The sequence below is a fragment of the Ramlibacter pinisoli genome, from assembly GCF_009758015.1.
GTDB lineage: Bacteria > Pseudomonadota > Gammaproteobacteria > Burkholderiales > Burkholderiaceae_C > Ramlibacter > Ramlibacter pinisoli.
Map to the genome: position 1 here is coordinate 213,289 of NZ_WSEL01000011.1, position 16,108 is coordinate 229,396.

16 protein-coding genes are annotated in these 16,108 nt (G+C 72.6%); 12 read left to right on the top strand and 4 right to left on the bottom strand.

The features are described 5' to 3' along the window. Nucleotides 1-117 precede the first annotated feature (117 nt). The 8 genes from GON04_RS26115 to GON04_RS26150 all read left to right on the top strand — a co-directional run bounded on the left by GON04_RS26115 (nucleotide 118) and on the right by GON04_RS26150 (nucleotide 7,593). A complete protein-coding gene (locus tag GON04_RS26115; protein ID WP_157401044.1) occupies nucleotides 118-696 on the top strand; it encodes a YSC84-related protein in 579 nt (192 codons plus the stop codon). Between the two features lie 106 nt (nucleotides 697-802). Next, nucleotides 803-1,606, top strand: coding sequence for an enoyl-CoA hydratase/isomerase family protein (locus GON04_RS26120; protein WP_157401045.1), 804 nt, complete (start codon nucleotides 803-805; stop codon nucleotides 1,604-1,606). Between the two features lie 92 nt (nucleotides 1,607-1,698). Then, complete coding sequence (locus tag GON04_RS26125) at nucleotides 1,699-2,052, top strand: DUF2946 family protein (RefSeq protein WP_157401046.1); 354 nt, start codon at nucleotides 1,699-1,701, stop codon at nucleotides 2,050-2,052. A 71-nt stretch (nucleotides 2,053-2,123) separates the two neighbouring features. Next, complete coding sequence (locus GON04_RS26130; RefSeq protein ID WP_157401047.1) at nucleotides 2,124-4,445, top strand: TonB-dependent receptor; 2,322 nt, start codon at nucleotides 2,124-2,126, stop codon at nucleotides 4,443-4,445. Continuing rightward, nucleotides 4,442-4,990, top strand: coding sequence for a YcnI family copper-binding membrane protein (locus tag GON04_RS26135; protein WP_157401048.1), 549 nt, complete (start codon nucleotides 4,442-4,444; stop codon nucleotides 4,988-4,990). The genes GON04_RS26130 and GON04_RS26135 overlap by 4 nt, the downstream gene beginning before the upstream one ends. Nucleotides 4,991-5,008: 18 nt before the next feature. Next, nucleotides 5,009-5,497 carry a copper chaperone PCu(A)C gene (locus GON04_RS26140; protein ID WP_157401049.1) on the top strand — a complete coding sequence of 163 codons (489 nt, stop codon included), beginning with the start codon at nucleotides 5,009-5,011 and terminating at the stop codon, nucleotides 5,495-5,497. Between the two features lie 110 nt (nucleotides 5,498-5,607). Beyond that, the gene (locus tag GON04_RS26145) at nucleotides 5,608-6,318 is read left to right on the top strand and encodes a PhaM family polyhydroxyalkanoate granule multifunctional regulatory protein (RefSeq protein WP_157401050.1); all 711 of its coding nucleotides are present in this window, start codon (nucleotides 5,608-5,610) and stop codon (nucleotides 6,316-6,318) included. A 15-nt stretch (nucleotides 6,319-6,333) separates the two neighbouring features. After that, nucleotides 6,334-7,593 carry an FIST signal transduction protein gene (locus GON04_RS26150; protein WP_157401051.1) on the top strand — a complete coding sequence of 420 codons (1,260 nt, stop codon included), beginning with the start codon at nucleotides 6,334-6,336 and terminating at the stop codon, nucleotides 7,591-7,593. A gap of 7 nt (nucleotides 7,594-7,600) precedes the next feature. Here GON04_RS26150 and GON04_RS26155 read toward each other — a convergent pair whose 3' ends face one another. The 3 genes from GON04_RS26155 to queA are packed head-to-tail and all read right to left on the bottom strand — an operon-like array spanning nucleotide 7,601 to nucleotide 10,312. Continuing rightward, complete coding sequence (locus GON04_RS26155) at nucleotides 7,601-8,098, bottom strand: hypothetical protein (protein WP_157401052.1); 498 nt, start codon at nucleotides 8,096-8,098, stop codon at nucleotides 7,601-7,603. 14 nt (nucleotides 8,099-8,112) lie between these two features. Continuing rightward, nucleotides 8,113-9,273: a tRNA guanosine(34) transglycosylase Tgt gene (tgt, locus tag GON04_RS26160; protein WP_157401053.1), complete on the bottom strand. Its 1,161-nt coding sequence runs from the start codon at nucleotides 9,271-9,273 to the stop codon at nucleotides 8,113-8,115. 1 nt (nucleotide 9,274) lies between these two features. Further along, nucleotides 9,275-10,312 carry a tRNA preQ1(34) S-adenosylmethionine ribosyltransferase-isomerase QueA gene (gene queA / locus GON04_RS26165; protein ID WP_157401054.1) on the bottom strand — a complete coding sequence of 346 codons (1,038 nt, stop codon included), beginning with the start codon at nucleotides 10,310-10,312 and terminating at the stop codon, nucleotides 9,275-9,277. A gap of 66 nt (nucleotides 10,313-10,378) precedes the next feature. Here queA and recG point away from each other — a divergent pair, with 66 nt between their 5' ends. The 4 genes from recG to ubiA are packed head-to-tail and all read left to right on the top strand — an operon-like array spanning nucleotide 10,379 to nucleotide 15,275. Continuing rightward, nucleotides 10,379-12,466, top strand: a complete 2,088-nt coding sequence (gene recG / locus GON04_RS26170) for an ATP-dependent DNA helicase RecG (protein ID WP_157401055.1) — start codon at nucleotides 10,379-10,381, stop codon at nucleotides 12,464-12,466. 47 nt (nucleotides 12,467-12,513) lie between these two features. Then, the gene (locus tag GON04_RS26175) at nucleotides 12,514-13,470 is read left to right on the top strand and encodes a LysR substrate-binding domain-containing protein (RefSeq protein ID WP_157401056.1); all 957 of its coding nucleotides are present in this window, start codon (nucleotides 12,514-12,516) and stop codon (nucleotides 13,468-13,470) included. Nucleotides 13,471-13,489: 19 nt separating this feature from the next. After that, complete coding sequence (locus tag GON04_RS26180) at nucleotides 13,490-14,416, top strand: Dyp-type peroxidase (RefSeq protein ID WP_157401057.1); 927 nt, start codon at nucleotides 13,490-13,492, stop codon at nucleotides 14,414-14,416. Between the two features lies 1 nt (nucleotide 14,417). Continuing rightward, the gene (ubiA, locus tag GON04_RS26185; protein WP_181653810.1) at nucleotides 14,418-15,275 is read left to right on the top strand and encodes a 4-hydroxybenzoate octaprenyltransferase; all 858 of its coding nucleotides are present in this window, start codon (nucleotides 14,418-14,420) and stop codon (nucleotides 15,273-15,275) included. A 6-nt stretch (nucleotides 15,276-15,281) separates the two neighbouring features. Here the strand turns inward: ubiA and proC are convergent, their stop codons facing one another. Continuing rightward, entirely contained in the window at nucleotides 15,282-16,106 is an 825-nt protein-coding gene (proC, locus tag GON04_RS26190; protein WP_157401058.1) for a pyrroline-5-carboxylate reductase, read from the bottom strand. Nucleotides 16,107-16,108 lie beyond the last annotated feature (2 nt).

The window sequence follows — 16,108 nt, forward strand, 5'->3', positions numbered from 1 at the left end:
CGCGTAGGAGGCGTCCTACGCCAGGGCGAGACGGGGCAGAAAGAGTTGGACCAAGGTCCGATTCCGGGCCCGGCCGGGCTCCACTACGGTCGGGGACCCACCTAGAAGGAGATCGACATGATCCTGGTCCATCGGCGCACGGCCTTGGCGGCTTGCGCGGCAGTGTGCGGCGGGGCGTGGCTCCCCTCGGCCCGGGCCGACGAGTACGACGAGGCCCTTGCCACTTTCAAGAAGGCCGAGGAAACCGGCAAGTTCTTCGCCAACGCGCAGGGCTACGCGCTCTTTCCCAAGATCCTGAAGGGCGCCATCGGCATCGGCGGCGCGCGCGGCGACGGCCGCGTCTACGAGAAGGGCAAGTTGATCGGCGATTCGACCATGACCCAGGTCTCGATCGGCTTCCAGCTCGGTGGCGAGGGCTTCTCGGAATTGATCTTCTTCGAGAACAAGGCCGCCCTGGACAAGTTCACGGCCGGCGACTTCGAGTTCAGCGCGGGCGCGTCCGCGGTGGCGCTCACGGCCGGCGCCGGCGCCAAGGCCGGCACCACCGGCGCCGGGGCCGGGGCCAGCATCACCAAGGAGAAGGCCGCCGCCGCAGCGGCCTACAACAACGGCATGGCGGTGTTCACCATCGTGCGCGGCGGCCTGATGTACGAGGTGTCGCTGGCCGGCCAGAAGTACTCGTTCAAGAAGCGCTGAGGGCGTCGCGCCGGGCGCCGGGCGGGGCTGGGCGATACTCGTTTCCCCTTGTGCACGGGCCGGCCCACCGGCAGGCCGGCCGCGACCGCCTTCACGCCCACTGCCCATGGACTACGCGCGCTACCAGACCCTCGCCATCAGCCGCCGCGGCCCCGGCGGCGCCGTCCTCGACATCCAGATGCGGGCGGCCAACGGCAAGCTGCCGACGGCCGGCCACGACGGCCACCGCGAGCTGGCCGAGATCTGGCGCGACGTCGGCGCCGACGCCAGCGTGCGCTGCGCCGTGCTGCGCGGCGAGGGCCAGGGCTTCTCCGGCGGCGGCGACCTGTCGCTGGTGCAGGACATGGCGGACGACTTCGAGGTGCGCAGCCGGGTCTGGAAGGAAGCGCGCGACCTGGTCTACAACGTCATCAACTGCGACAAGCCGATCGTCAGCGCGCTGCATGGCCCGGCCGTCGGTGCCGGGCTGGTCGCCGGCCTGCTGGCCGACATCCCGATCGCGGCCCGCAGCGCGAAGATCGTCGACGGCCACACCCGCCTGGGCGTGGCGGCGGGCGACCATGCGGCCATCGTCTGGCCGCTGCTGTGCGGCATGGCCAAGGCCAAGTACCACCTGCTGCTGTGCGAACCGGTCAGCGGCGAGGAAGCCGAGCGCATCGGCCTGGTGGCGCTGGCGGTGGACGACGACCAGCTGCTGCCCAAGGCCTACGAGGTGGCCGACCGGCTGGCCAACGGCAGCCAGAGCGCGATCCGCTGGACCAAGTACGCGCTCAACAACTGGCTGCGCCAGGCCGGGCCCGCCTTCGACGCCTCGCTTGCCCTGGAATTCATGGGATTCGCCGGCCCGGACGTGCGCGAGGGCGTGGCCTCGCTGCGCGAGCGCCGGCCACCGCGCTTCCCCGGCGGTTGAGCTGGCCGGCGCGCGGCCGGCAAAAAAAAATAGCTGGCGTTGATCGAACTGGGGATGGCGGCGCCGGCGCGACGGTGGCCATAATCCGCGCCATGGACCGCCTGCGCCAGACCCGCTACCTCGCCCGCCTCGTGCTGGCCTGGTTCGCGCTGGCCGTGGGCGTGGCCATCGCCTCCCCGGTCGTCAACCCGCAGGGTGTCCAGCTCATCTGCAGCGGCGCCGGCGGCATGACCCTGAAGACGCTGGCCGGCGACGACGGCACGCCGGCCGTCCAGCACACGCTCGACTGCCCGCTGTGCGCGGCGGTCGCGCCGCCGCCGCCGGCGGTCAACGCCGCGCCGCTGGCGCTGCCGCTCGGCCACGTGGTCCAGTCCATCCCGGCCGCGCGCCATGCCGCGCGAATCGCCGCCCCCCTGCCCGCGCGCGGGCCACCGTCGCTCTCCTGATCGCCTGAACCGTTCCGCGGGGCCGCCGTGCCGCCGCGGCTTCCCGTTCGTTCGTTCAAGGAGTGCGCACCATGCGCCCCACCCGTCTTGCCCTGGCGCTGGCCCTGGGCTTCCCGTGCACGCAGGCGCCCGCCCAGGAGGCGCCGGCCAAGGCGCTCGGCATGGTCACCATCAACGGCGGCCAGCCGACCTCGCTGCCGACCCAGATCCCCGCCACCATGGAGGGGATGGACCGCGAGCAGATCGAGCGGTCCATCAACGCCACCGACAGCGCCGACGTCCTCAAGTACTTCCCCAGCCTGCTGGTGCGCAAGCGCTACCCGGGCGACTTCAACCATGCCATCCTGTCCAGCCGGGCCTCGGGCACCGGCAACAGCGCCCGCTCGCTGGTCTATGCCGACGGCATCCTGCTGTCCAACCTGCTGGGCAATGGCGTCGGCGGCCTGTCGTTCCCGCCCCGCTGGGGCCTGGTGACGCCGGAGGAGATCGACCGGGTCGACGTCATGTACGGGCCGTTCTCGGCCGCCTACCCGGGCAACTCGGTCGGCGCAGTGGTCGACTACACCACGCGGATGCCGACCCGGCTCGAGGGCCACGCCAAGCTGGGCTATTCGCTGCAGCCCTTCCAGCTCTACGGCACCGACGCCAGCTACCGCACCTGGCACGCCAATGCCTCGCTGGGCAGCCGGGCCGGTGACTGGAGCTGGTGGCTGGCCGCCGACCGCGGCGACGCCGAGAGCCAGCCGCTCACCTTCGCCACCCGGCTGGTGAGCACCGGCACGCCGGTCGGCGCCGGCGTGCCGGTCACCGGCGCCGTGCCGGACCGCAACAACGCCAACCAGCCCTGGTACATCCTGGGCGCCAGCACCCAGTACCACACGGTGCAGGACCACGTGAAGGCCAAGGTCGCCTACGACTTCCCGCAGCAGGTGCGGGCCAGCTACACGCTCGGCTGGTGGCAGAACTCGGCCCAGGGCAACTCGGCCAGCTATCTGCGCAACAGCGCCGGCGCGCCGGTGACCAGCGGGCCGATCAGCATCGGCGGCTCGACCTTCGCGCCCGTGACCGGCGCCGACCTGCCGCTGCTGGACGAGAGCGCCACCCACTGGATCCACGGCTTCTCGGTGCGCAGCCGCACCCAGGGCGTGTTCGACTGGGAGGCGACGGCCAGCCTGTACGACTACGCGCGCGACCTGAAGCGGCAGACCGCCGTGACCAACACGCTGCCGGGCGCGGCCAGCGGCGGCCCCGGGACGGTCGCCGACGGCAGCGGCACCGGCTGGTCGACGCTGGCCCTGCGCGGCACCTGGCGGCCGGCGGGCATGAAGGGCCCGCACATCGTCGAGGGCGGGGTGCAGCAGGACGACTACAAGCTGTCCTACCGCACCTCGACGATCACGGGCAACTGGCTGGCCGACCCGGGCGGCGCCCTGGCCAGCGACGTCGGCGGCCGCACCCGCCTGCGCAGCCTGTGGGGCCAGGATGCCTGGGCCTTCGCACCGGACTGGAAGGCGGTGCTGGGCGCCCGGGCGGAGCGCTGGTCGGCCTACTCGGGCTTCACCACCATCACCGCGGCGCCGGCGGTGAACACGGCCTGGCCGGAGCGCACCGAGAGCCACCTGTCGCCCAAGCTCGCCGTGTCCTGGCAGACCCGGTCCGACCTGGTGCTCAAGGCGGCGGCCGGGCGGGCGGTGCGCTTTCCCACGGTGGCCGAGTTGTACGGCGCCACCTCCACCACCAACTCGGCGTTCATCAACGACCCCAACCTGCGGCCCGAGCGCTCGTGGACCGGCGAGCTCACCGCCGAGAAGGACGTGGGCAACGGGGTCGCCCGGGCCACGCTGTTCTACGAGGACACGCACGACGCGCTGTACACCCAGACCACGTTCGACACCGTGGCCAACCGCAACGTGAGCCGGGTGCAGAACGTCGGCCGCATCGTCACCAAGGGCATCGAGCTGGCCTGGAACGGCGCCGACGTGGTCTGGCGCGGCCTGGACCTGCAGGCCAGCCTGACCTGGGCCGACTCGCGCATCAAGGAGAACGCCGGCTTCGTCACCGTGCCCGGCGACACCATCGGCAAGCGCCAGCCCAACGTGCCCGAGCTTCGCGCCTCCGGCCTGGCCAGCTGGCACTGGAGCGAGCGCTGGACGACCTCGGTGGGGGCGCGCTACAGCGGCACCCAGTACCGCACCCTGGACAACAGCGACGTCAACGGCAACACCTACATGGGCGTGAGCCCCTTCTTCGTCGTCGACGTGCGCGCCCGGGTGCAGATCGACAAGACGTTCAGCGCGGCGTTCGGCATCGACAACCTGAACAACCGCACCTACTGGAATTTCCACCCCTACCCGCAACGAACCTACTTCGCGGAAGTGAGAGCCGACCTATGAACCACCACCTCCTCTCCCCCCTCGCCCTGGTCCTGGGACTGGGCCTGGCCTCGTCGGCCGGCGCGCACGTCGTGCTCGAATACCAGGTCGCGCCGGCCGACAGTGCGTACAAGGCGACCTTCAAGGTCGGCCACGGCTGCGGCAGCGCGGCGACCCGCCAGGTCAGCGTGGCCATCCCGGCCGGCGTGGCCGGCGCGCGCCCCATGCCCAAGCCGGGCTGGACGGTGGAGATCCAGCGCGAGAAGCTGGCCCAGCCCTTCACCAGCCACGGCCGCACCGTCACCGAGGACGTGACCCGCATCACCTGGACCGCGCGCAGCGCGGCCGACGCCTTGCCGAGCGACCAGTACGACGAGTTCGTGCTGGTGGCCCAGCTGCCGGGGCGCGCCGGGCCGCTGTATTGGCCCCTCAGCCAGGTGTGCGATCCGGGCCGCCTGGACTGGGTCGAGGTGCCCAAGCCGGGACAATCGATCGCCGACCTCAAGAGCCCCGCCGCGGTGCTCGAAGTGCTGCCCGCCGCCGGCGCCAGCAGCCACCGCCACTGACCCCATCGGAGCGCCACCATGACCAAGACCCGACCTTTCCTCGCCGCCGCCCTGCTGCTGGCCGCCGGTGCCGCCTTCGCCCAGGCCGCCGCGCCCGTCACCGCGCAACTGCCCTGGGCCCGCCCCACGGTGCAGGGCCAGCGCAGCGGCGGCGTGTACGTGACGCTGACCGCTTCCGAGCCGGTCACGCTGGTGGGCGCCGCGACGCCGATCGCCGGCACCGCCGAGGTCCACGAGATGAAGCTCGAGGGCGACGTGATGCGCATGCGCGCGCTCGAGCGGCTGGAGCTGCCGGCCGGCAAGGCGGTGGAACTCAAGCCCGGCGGCAACCACCTGATGCTGCAGGAGCTCAAGGCGCCGCTGCAGGCCGGCACCAGCATCCCGCTGACGCTGACCTTCCGCACCGCCCGTGGCGAGCAGCGGCAGCTGGCGCTGCAGGTGCCGGTGTCGGCCACCCCGCCCAAGGAGCTGGGCGCCGCGGCGGCGGCCGGCGCGCACAAGCACTGACGCGGCGGCCGGCGTCGCCGGTCACCCTTTCTTGCGCATTGGGCGCGCGCACGCCATGCCCGGCCGCGCGGCGGGCTGCTAAGCTGCAGCAAACTTTCAGAGGCAGCCCCATGAGCGACTCCCAGCATGTCGGCTTCGGCAAGTTCGTCCCGGGCTTCGACTTCCTGCAGAACCTGGCGCAGGGCGCCAGCAAGGCCATCCCGCAGATGCCCAGCCTGTCGAACTGGGTCGCGCCCACCCTCAGCGTCGAGGAGCTGGACAAGCGCATCACCGACATGAAGGCGGTGCACTTCTGGCTGGACCAGAACTCCAAGGCGCTGGGCGCCACCATCCAGGCGCTGGAAGTCCAGAAGATGACCCTGGCCACCCTGCAGGGCATGAACCTGAGCATGGCGGAGGTCGCCAACGCCCTGCGGACCAACGCCGCCGACGCGGTGGCCGGCATGCAGAAGGCGGCGTCCACGCCGGCCGCCGCCCCCAAGGAGGCGAGTGCGGCGGCGCACGCCCCGCGTGCCAAGCCGGCCGAATCACCGGCGGCGTCGCGGTCCGACAAGCCGGCGGGGTCGGTGATCGACCCGCTGCAATGGTGGGGCGCCCTGACGCAGCAGTTCCAGCAGATCGCGACCGACGCCCTGAACGACGCGGCGCGCCACACCGCCGTCGACGCAGCGTCCGGCATGGGCGGCGCCGGCAGCGCCGCGCAGCCGCCGGCCGCGCCGGTGCACGCGGCCGCGCCCGGCGCCGCTGCCAAGGCACCGCGCAAGGCGGCCGCCAAGGCGCCGCGGGCGCGCAAGACAGCGGCGCCGCGCACGCGCAGCTGAGGGCGGGACAGCGGCATGCAGCTCTTTCCCTTCGGGCACGCCACCCACCCGCAGTGGCCGATGGCCGCCGGCCTGGTGCTGGCGCAACTGCGCGCGCAGATGGCCTTGCGCGACTACGCCTCGGCACCGACCCTGGGGCTGCTCTACATCACCGACCACTACGCCGCCCACGCGCAGGACATCCTGGACCACCTGAGCGCCGAACTGCCGGAAGTCACCGACTGGTCCGGCACCGTCGGCGTGGGCATCGCGTCCAGCAACGTCGAGTACTTCGACGAGCCGGCGCTGGCGGTCATGCTGTGCGCCATCCCGTCCGACCAGTACCGCGTCTTCTCCGGCGTCGCGCCGCTGGGCAGCGGCGAGGGCATGGGCTTCGAGCCGTACACGGCGCTGGTGCACGCCGACGCCGGCACGCCCGACGTCAGCGAGCTGATCGCCGAGATGGCCGGCCGCACCGCCACCGGCTACCTGTTCGGCGGGCTGGCCTCCAGCCGCTCCGACGTGGTGCAGTTCGCCGTCGGCGGCAACGGCAACATGCGCGGCCAGGGCAAGGCCCGCGGGGTGTACAGCGGCGGCCTGTCCGGCGTCGCCTTCGGCGAGGGGGTGGCGCTGGTCTCGCGCGTCACCCAGGGCTGCCAGCCGATCGGCCACCAGCGCAGCATCACCGAGGCCGACGGCAACGTGCTGGTCACGCTCGACGGCGAGCCGGCGCTGGACGTGCTGCTGGAGGAGGCCGGCATCTCGCTCGAGCAGCCGCAGCAGGCGATGGCCACGCTGCGCGGCACGCTGGTCGGCCTGACCGAGGCCGGGGCCGACGTGATGGGGCGCGCCGGCACCTTCGGCACCGACGTGGTGGTGCGTCACATCATCGGCCTGGACCCGGCCCGGCGGGCGGTGGCCGTGGCCAGCCGGGTCGAGGCCGGCATGCGCATGGCGTTCTGCCAGCGCAATGCGCAGGCGGCACGGGCCGACCTCACCCGCATCTGCGCCGAGGTGCGCGAAGAACTGGAGCCGGAGGAACTGCCGCGCACCGTGGCGGCGGCGCTGGCCGCGCCCGAGGCGCAGTCGGCGCCCAGCCCCGAGCGCCGCATCGCCGGCGCCGTCTACGTCAGTTGCGCCGGCCGCGGCGGGCCGCACTTCGGCGGTCCCAGCGCCGAGCTGCAGATCGTGCGCCGCGCCCTGGGCGACGTGCCGCTGGTGGGCTTCTTTGCCGGCGGCGAGATCGCCCGCCACCACCTGTACGGCTACACCGGGGTGCTGACCGTCTTCCGCTGAGCGCCGGTCAGCGGCGCCGCAGGGCGGCCCAGCGCAGGCCCAGCCAGCGCCGCATCACCCGCGCGGCCTGCCAGGTGGCGCTGGCCCGCACCTGTGCCAGCAGCGCCTCCTTCCATGCCGTCCAGCCCTCGTAGCAGCGGGCGAACCAGGGCAGGCGCATCAGGGCCGGGCGGGTGAGCGTGAAGAGCCGGGCCAGGACCGCCGTGCCGGCCACCTTGGCGGTGACGATGACGGCGGCGCCGAGCACGACGTGCCCGCTGCCGATCGCCGCCAGGGCGAGCAGCTTGACCGGCAGCAGCAGCAGCGCCGGCACCGCATACAGGGCCAGCGCCGGGTACGGCGGCAGGGCCCGGATGCGCGGCTCCAGCCAGCGCAGCCGCAGCCGCTCGGACAGGCGCACCAGCGCGTGCTGCAGCGGCTCCCAGCCCCATTCCTCGAACAGGATCAGCAGCGCCAGCGGCCAGCGCAGCAGCCAGCCCAGGAGGTTGACGAGCCAGCGACCCATGTCGGCGTGCCCCGCTAGACGCCGTGCGCGCGGTCGCGCCGGAACTGCTCGCGGAAGGCGGCGAAGCGGCCGGCGTCGAGCGCGTCGCGCACCTCCTGCATCAGGTTCAGGTAGTAGTGCAGGTTGTGGATCGTGGCCAGCATGGGCGCCAGCATCTCGCCGCAGCGCTCCAGGTGGTGCAGGTAGGCGCGCGAGAAGCCGCCGCTGACGCTGCCGTCGGCCGCCGTCTCGCCCCGGCAGGCGTAGCAGGTGCAGGTTTCGTCCAGCGGCCGCTGGTCGCTGCGGTGGCGCGCGTTGCGGATCTTCAGGTCGCCGTAGCGGGTGAACAGGTGGCCGTTGCGCGCGTTGCGGGTCGGCATGACGCAGTCGAACATGTCCACGCCCTGGGCGACGCCCTCGACCAGGTCCTCCGGCGTGCCCACGCCCATCAGATAGCGCGGCTTGTGCGCCGGCAGCCGGTGCGGCGTGTGGGCCATGATGCGCAGCATCTCGTCCTTGGGCTCGCCGACGCTGACGCCGCCGACCGCGTAGCCGGGAAAGTCCATGGCCACCAGGGCGGCCAGCGATTCGTCGCGCAGGTGCTCGAACATGCCGCCCTGCACGATGCCGAACAGGGCGTTCGGGTTGGCCAGCCGCGCGAACTCGGCCTGGCAGCGGCGGGCCCAGCGCAGGCTCAGCTCCATCGAGACGCGCGCCTCGGCCTCGGTCGTGATGTGGCCTTTGGTCTCGTACGGCGTGCACTCGTCGAACTGCATGACGATGTCGCTGTCCAGGATGGTCTGGATCTGCATCGACACCTCGGGCGTGAGGAACAGCTTGTCGCCGTTGACCGGCGAGGCGAACTTCACGCCCTCCTCGCTGATCTTGCGCATCTCGCCCAGGCTCCAGACCTGGAAGCCGCCCGAGTCGGTGAGGATGGGACGCTCCCAGCGCTCGAAGCGGTGCAGCCCGCCGAACTGCGCCAGCACGTCCAGGCCGGGGCGCATCCAGAGGTGGAAGGTGTTGCCCAGGATGATCTGCGCACCCATCTCCTGCAGCGAGCGCGGCGTCACGCCCTTGACGGTGCCGTAGGTGCCCACGGGCATGAAGATCGGCGTCTGCACGACGCCGTGGTTGAGCGTGAGGCGGCCGCGCCGCGCATGGCCGTCGGTGGCGAGGAGGTCGAACTGCAGCATGTCAGGAAGGAAGGGCCTGGCGTTCCAGCAGCATGGAATCGCCGTAGCTGAAGAAGCGGTAGCGATTCGCCACCGCGTGGCGGTACAGGGTCATCACCTCGTCGTGGCCGGCGAAGGCGCTGACCAGCATCATCAGCGTCGACTTGGGCAGGTGGAAGTTGGTGACCAGCAGGTCCACCACCCGGAAGCCGAATCCGGGCGTGATGAAGATGCTGGTGTCGCCGCGGGCCTGGCCGCTGGCGGCCCAGGACTCCAGCGTGCGCACGCTGGTGGTGCCGACCGCGACGATGCGGCCGCCCTGCGTGCGGGTGCGCGCGATCGCCTCCTGCGTGGCCGGCGGCACGTCGTACCACTCGCTGTGCATGCGGTGCTCGGCCAGGGTCGCGGTCTTCACCGGCTGGAAGGTGCCGGCGCCCACGTGCAGCGTCAGGCTGGCGCGGCCGATGCCGCGCGCGTCCAGGTCCGCCAGCACCGCCTGGTCGAAGTGCAGCGCCGCGGTCGGCGCGGCGACGGCGCCGGGGTGGCGGGCGAACACGGTCTGGTAGCGGCGCGCGTCCTCGGCGGTGTCGCCATGCTCGATGTAGGGCGGCAGCGGCACGTGGCCATGGCGCTCCATCAGCGCGAACGGGTCGTCGCTGAAGGCGAAGCGGAACAGCGCCCCCTCGTCGTCTGGCCAGCGCCCCAGCAGGGTGGCGCTGAAGCCGCCGTGCATGGCCAGCACCGTGCCGGGCGCCGGCTTCTTGCTCACCTTCATGTGCGCCACCACCTCGCGCGCGCCCAGCACGCGTTCGACCAGCAGCTCCAGCTTGCCGCCCGAGGGCTTCTCGCCGTACAGGCGCGCCTTGACGACCTGGGTGTCGTTGAACACCAGCAGGTCGCCCGGCGCCAGCAGGGCGGGCAGGTCGCGGAACACGCGGTCGACCGGCGGCAGCGTGCGGCCATCGAGCAGGCGCGAGGCGCTGCGCTCGGCGGCGGGATGCTGGGCGATCAGCTCGGGGGGCAGGGCGAAGTCGAAGTCCGCCGGGGTGAAGGGACGCATGCTGCTTGAGGGTCGGACGAGACCCGTGCCAAGAGGGAGGGGGACAGGGGAAGGCAGAATTGTCCCATGCCCGCTGCCCAGGCCGTCGCCGCGCCGAAGAAGGCCCTGTCCGAGCCCCAGAAGGCCCTGCGCAAACTGGGGCTGGTGCGCGACATCGACCTGGCGCTGCACCTGCCCCTGCGCTACGAGGACGAGACGCGGATCGTGCGGTTGTGCGACGCGCGCGAGGGCGAGACGGTGCAGATCGAGGCCACCGTCACCGACAGCCAGATCGCCTTCCGGCCGCGCCGCCAGCTGGTGGTGACCGTCGACGACGGCAGCGACACCTGCGTGCTGCGCTTCTTCTCGTTCTACCCGTCCCACCAGAAGGCGCTGGCGGTCGGCACCCGGCTGCTGGTGCGCGGCGAGCTCAAGGGCGGGTTCCTCGGCTGGCAGATGGTCCATCCGGCCACCCGGCCCGCCGGCGGCGCGTTGCCCGAGGCCCTGACCCCGGTCTATCCCACCGTGGCCAGCCTGCCCCAGGCCTACCTGCGCAAGGCGGTCCTGGCCGGGCTGGCGCGCGCCGACCTGTCGGAGACCGTGCCGGTGCCACTCGTGCCCCAGCTGGGCCTGCGCGACCCCTGGCCGCTGCGGGCGGCGCTGCAGTTCCTGCACCATCCGCCGCCCGACACGCCGCTGGCGACGCTGGAGGACCGCAGCCACCCGGCCTGGCAGCGCCTGAAGTCCGAGGAGCTGCTGGCGCAGCAGCTGTCGCAGCTGGAGAGCAAGCGCGAGCGCGACCGGCTGCGCGCGCCGGTGCTGGCCGCGCCGGCCGGCGGGCTGCACGAGCAGCTGCTGCAGGTGCTGCCGTTCCAGCTCACCGCCGCCCAGCGGCGCGTCGGCGAGGAGATCGCCGGCGACCTCGGCCGGGCGGTGCCGATGCACCGGCTGCTGCAGGGCGACGTGGGCGCCGGCAAGACGGTGGTGGCGGCGCTGGCGGCGGCCATCGCCATCGACGCCGGCTGGCAGTGCGCCCTGATGGCACCGACCGAGATCCTGGCCGAGCAGCACTTCCGCAAGCTGATCGGCTGGCTGGAGCCGCTGCTGGCGGCGCGCGGGCAGGTGGTGGCCTGGCTCACGGGCAGCCAGAAGAAGAAGGAGCGGGCGCCGATGCTCGAGCGCATCGGCAGCGGCGAGGCGGCGCTGGTGGTGGGCACCCACGCCGTCATCCAGGAGCAGGTGCAGTTCCGGCGGCTGGCGCTGGCCATCATCGACGAGCAGCACCGGTTTGGCGTCGCGCAGCGGCTGGCGCTGCGCGAGAAGATGGACGAGGGCGGGCAGGAGCCGCATCTGCTGATGATGTCGGCCACCCCCATCCCGCGCACCCTGGCGATGAGCTACTACGCCGACCTGGACGTCTCCACCATCGACGAACTGCCGCCCGGGCGCACGCCCGTGGTCACCCGGCTGGTGGCCGACAGCCGGCGCGACGAGGTGGTCGAGCGCATCCGGGCGCAGGTCGCCCAGGGCCGGCAGGTGTACTGGGTCTGTCCGCTGATCGAGGAGAGCGAGGCGCTCGACCTCACCAATGCCACCGCCACCCACCAGGCGCTGTCGGCGGCATTGCCCGGCGTGCTGGTGGGCCTGCTGCATTCGCGCATGCCGGCGGCCGAGAAGAAGGCCGTGATGGCGCTGTTCACCGGCGGCCAGATGGGCGTGCTGGTCTCCACCACCGTGATCGAGGTCGGCGTCGACGTGCCCAACGCCTCGCTGATGGTGATCGAGCATGCCGAGCGGTTCGGCCTGTCGCAGCTGCACCAGCTGCGCGGTCGCGTCGGCCGCGGCGCGGCGGCCTCGGCCTGCGTGCTGCTGTACGCGCCGGGCGAGAACGGCCGCCTGGGCGAGACGGCGCGGGCACGGCTGAAGGCGATGGCCGAGACCGCCGACGGCTTCGAGATCGCGCGCCGCGACCTCGAGATCCGCGGGCCGGGCGAGTTCCTGGGGGCGCGCCAGTCGGGCGCGCCGCTGCTGCGGTTCGCCGACCTGGCCACCGATGCGCACCTGCTGGAGCCGGCGCGCCGCCTCGCGCCGCTGCTGCTCGATCGCCACCCGCAGGACGCCAGCCGCCACACGGCGCGCTGGTTGGGGGGAAAATCCGACTTCCTCAAGGCCTAGGGGCGCCGCTTCTTTGCCCGACCGACGACCGAGCCAATCCGCACCGCATGACCCTCACCGAGCTCAAGTACATCGTCGCCGTGGCGCGCGAGAAGCATTTCGGCAAGGCCGCCGAAGCCTGCTTCGTGTCGCAGCCGACGCTCTCGGTGGCCATCAAGAAGCTCGAGGACGAGCTGGAGATCAAGCTGTTCGAGCGCAGCGCCAACGAGGTGAGCGTCACGCCGCTGGGCGAGGAGATCGTGCGCCAGGCGCAGAGCGTGCTGGAGCAGGCCGCCGCCATCAAGGAGATCGCCAAGCGCGGCAAGGACCCGCTGGCCGGCCCGCTGAAGCTGGGCGTGATCTACACCATCGGGCCCTACCTGCTGCCGGACCTGGTGCGCCAGGCGATCGCGCGCACGCCGCAGATGCCGCTGATGCTGCAGGAGAACTTCACGGTCAAGCTGTTGGAGATGCTGCGCACCGGCGAGATCGACTGCGCCATCATGGCCGAGCCCTTCCCCGACACCGGGCTGGCGCTGGCGGCGCTGTACGACGAGCCCTTCCTGGCGGTGGTGCCGACCTCGCACCCGTTCGCCGACCGCAAGACCATCACCTCGCAGGAGCTCAAGAGCGAGACCATGCTGCTGCTGGGCAACGGCCACTGCTTCCGCGACCACGTGCTGGAGGTCTGCCCCGAGTTCGCCCGCTTCTCCAGCGACGCCGAGGGCATCCGCAAGAGCTTCGAGGGCTCGTCGCTCGAGACCATCAAGCACATGGTGGCCGCCGGCATGGGCGTGACCCTGGTGCCGCGGCTGTCGGTGCCCAAGGACGCCCTGGCGCCCAAGACCACCCGGCGGCGCAGGGACGACGACCCCTACGTGCGCTACATCCCGTTCGACGGCGACCCGCCCACGCGCCGGGTGGTGCTGGCGTGGCGCCGCAGCTTCACCCGCTACGAGGCCATCGCGGCCCTGCGCAACTCCATCTACGCCTGCGAGTTGCCGGGGGTCCGGCGGCTGTCCTGACCCGGCTTCCCCTGCTGCCATGCAAGACGACCAGATCCCCCTCTACCAGCCCGGCATCCTGGAAGGCGTGCCGCGGGTCGCGCGCTACGTGCTGTTCACCATCGCCGGCGAGCAGCAGCCGGCCGGCGCCATCCGCGCCGCCCTGCAGCGCGCCTCGCCCCTGGTCGACGGCCGCGACGTCGTCATCGGCATCGGCCCGCTGCTGGTCCAGGCGCTGGGCGGCGACATCCCCGGCCTGCACGACGTGCCCGACTTCTCCGGCCCGGTCAAGGTGCCCGCCACCCCCGGCCAGCTGTGGTGCTGGGTGCGCGGCGACGACCTGGGTGACCTGCTGCACGTCACGCGCAAGCTGCAGAAGGCGCTGGTGCCGGCGTTCGCGCTGCGCCACGTCACCGACGCGTTCCGGCACCGCCACGACGCGGCCTCCGGCTTCGGCCGCGACCTCACCGGCTTCGAGGACGGCACCGAGAACCCGCACGGCGATGCGGCCCTGCAGGCGGCCTTCGTGCACGGCCAGGGCGAGGGCCTGGACGGCGCCAGCTTCGTCGCCGTGCAGCAGTGGGTGCACGACCTGGACGCCTTCGACGCCATGCCCGAGGACGAGCAGAACCATGCCATCGGCCGGCGCCTGTCGGACAACGAGGAGATCGACGACGCCCCCGCCTCGGCGCACGTCAAGCGCACCGCGCAGGAGAGCTTCGACCCCGAGGCCTTCGTGCTGCGCCGCTCGATGCCGTGGATGGCCAGCACCCAGGCCGGCCTGATGTTCGTCGCCTTCGGCAAATCGCACGCCGCCTTCGAGGCCCAGATGCGCCGGATGGCCGGCCTGGACGACGGCATCGTCGACGGCGTGTTCCGGCTCTCGCGACCGGTCACCGGCGCGTACTACTGGTGCCCGCCGATGCGCGCCGGCCAGCTCGACCTGCGCCGCATCGGCTGCCCCTGACGTGCCCGACCGGCTGGCGCTCTGGCTCGACCTCATCCGCTGGAACCGCCCGGCGGGCTGGCTGCTGCTGCTGTGGCCCACGCTGAGCGCGCTGTGGGTGGCGGCGGACGGCTTCCCGGGCTGGCACCTGCTGGCCGTGTTCACCCTCGGCACCATCCTGATGCGCAGCGCCGGCTGCTGCGTGAACGACGTCGCCGACCGCGACTTCGACCGCCACGTCAAGCGCACCGCGCAACGGCCGGTCACGTCCGGGCGCATCGGCGTGCCGGAGGCGCTGGCGCTGGGGGCGGGGCTGGCGCTGGCGGCCTTCGGGCTGGTGCTCACCACCAACGCGGCCACCATCGCCTGGTCGTTCGCCGCGCTGGCCATCGCGCTGGCCTACCCGTTCGCCAAGCGGCTGGTGTCGATGCCGCAGGCGGTGCTGGGCGTGGCCTTCAGCTTCGGCATCCCGATGGCGTTCGCCGCCCTCCAGTCGCGGGTGCCGCTGCTGGCCTGGGTGCTGCTGCTGGGCAACCTGTTCTGGGTGCTGGCCTACGACACCGAGTACGCCATGGTCGACCGCGACGACGACCTGCGCATCGGCATCAAGACCTCGGCCATCACCCTCGGGCGCGCCGACGTCGCGGTGGTGATGGCCTGCTACGCCGCCTTCCTCGTCATCTGGGGCGCGGCGCTGGCGCCGCGGGCGCTCGGCCTGCCGTTCTGGTTCGGGTTGGCGGCGGCGGCCGCCCAGGCGCTGTGGCACTGGAGCCTGATCCGCGGGCGCACGCGCGACGGGTGCTTTCGCGCCTTCCGGCTCAACCACTGGGTGGGCTTCGCGGTGTTCGCCGGCATCGCGGCCGGCTACGCCCTGCGCTAGCCCGGCTCAGTCGCGGCCGAACTCGTCGCCCAGTTCGGCGGCGCGGCGGCAGGCGGCATGCATGGCGGCGACGAACCTGTCGGCCACCGCGTCCTGCTGCAGGGAGGTGAGGGCCGCGTAGGTGGTGCCACCCTTGGACGTCACCCGCTCGCGCAGCACCGCCGGCGGCTCGCTGGAGGCGCGGGCCAGTTCGGAGGCGCCGGCGAAGGTGCCGATGGCCAGTTGCAACGCCTTGGCCGGCGGCAGGCCCATCTCGGCGCCCGCCCGGGCCATGGCCTCGATGAAATAGAAGACGTAGGCCGGTCCCGATCCGGACAGCGCGGTCACCGCGTCGAGCTGCTGCTCGGCATCGACCCACAGGGTGGCGCCGGTGGGCGCCAGCACCTGCTCGACCAGCTGGCGGTCGGCGGCGCTGACGGCGGCCCGGGCAAAGAGCGCCGTCATGCCGCGGCCGACCAGGGCCGGCGTGTTGGGCATGCTGCGCACGATGCGCTCGCTGCCGGTCCAGTGCGCGATGCTGTCCGAGCGGATGCCGGCGGCGACGCTCAGGTGCAGCGCGTTGTGCGTGTGCGCTGCGACGGCCTGGGCGGCGGCGCGAAAGGTCTGCGGCTTGACGGCCCACACGACCAGCTGCGCCGGCGCGAGGAAGTCCCCGGCCTGCTCGTGCGCCGTGACGCCGAACTCGCGCGCGAGCCGCCCGCGCGCCTCCTCGAACGGTTCCACGACCTGCACCTGCGAGGGCGCCAGGCCCTGTCGCAGCAGGCCGCCGAGGATGGCGCTGGCCATGTTGCCGCCGCCGATGAATGCGATCCGGATCGAGTGCAGGTCCATGC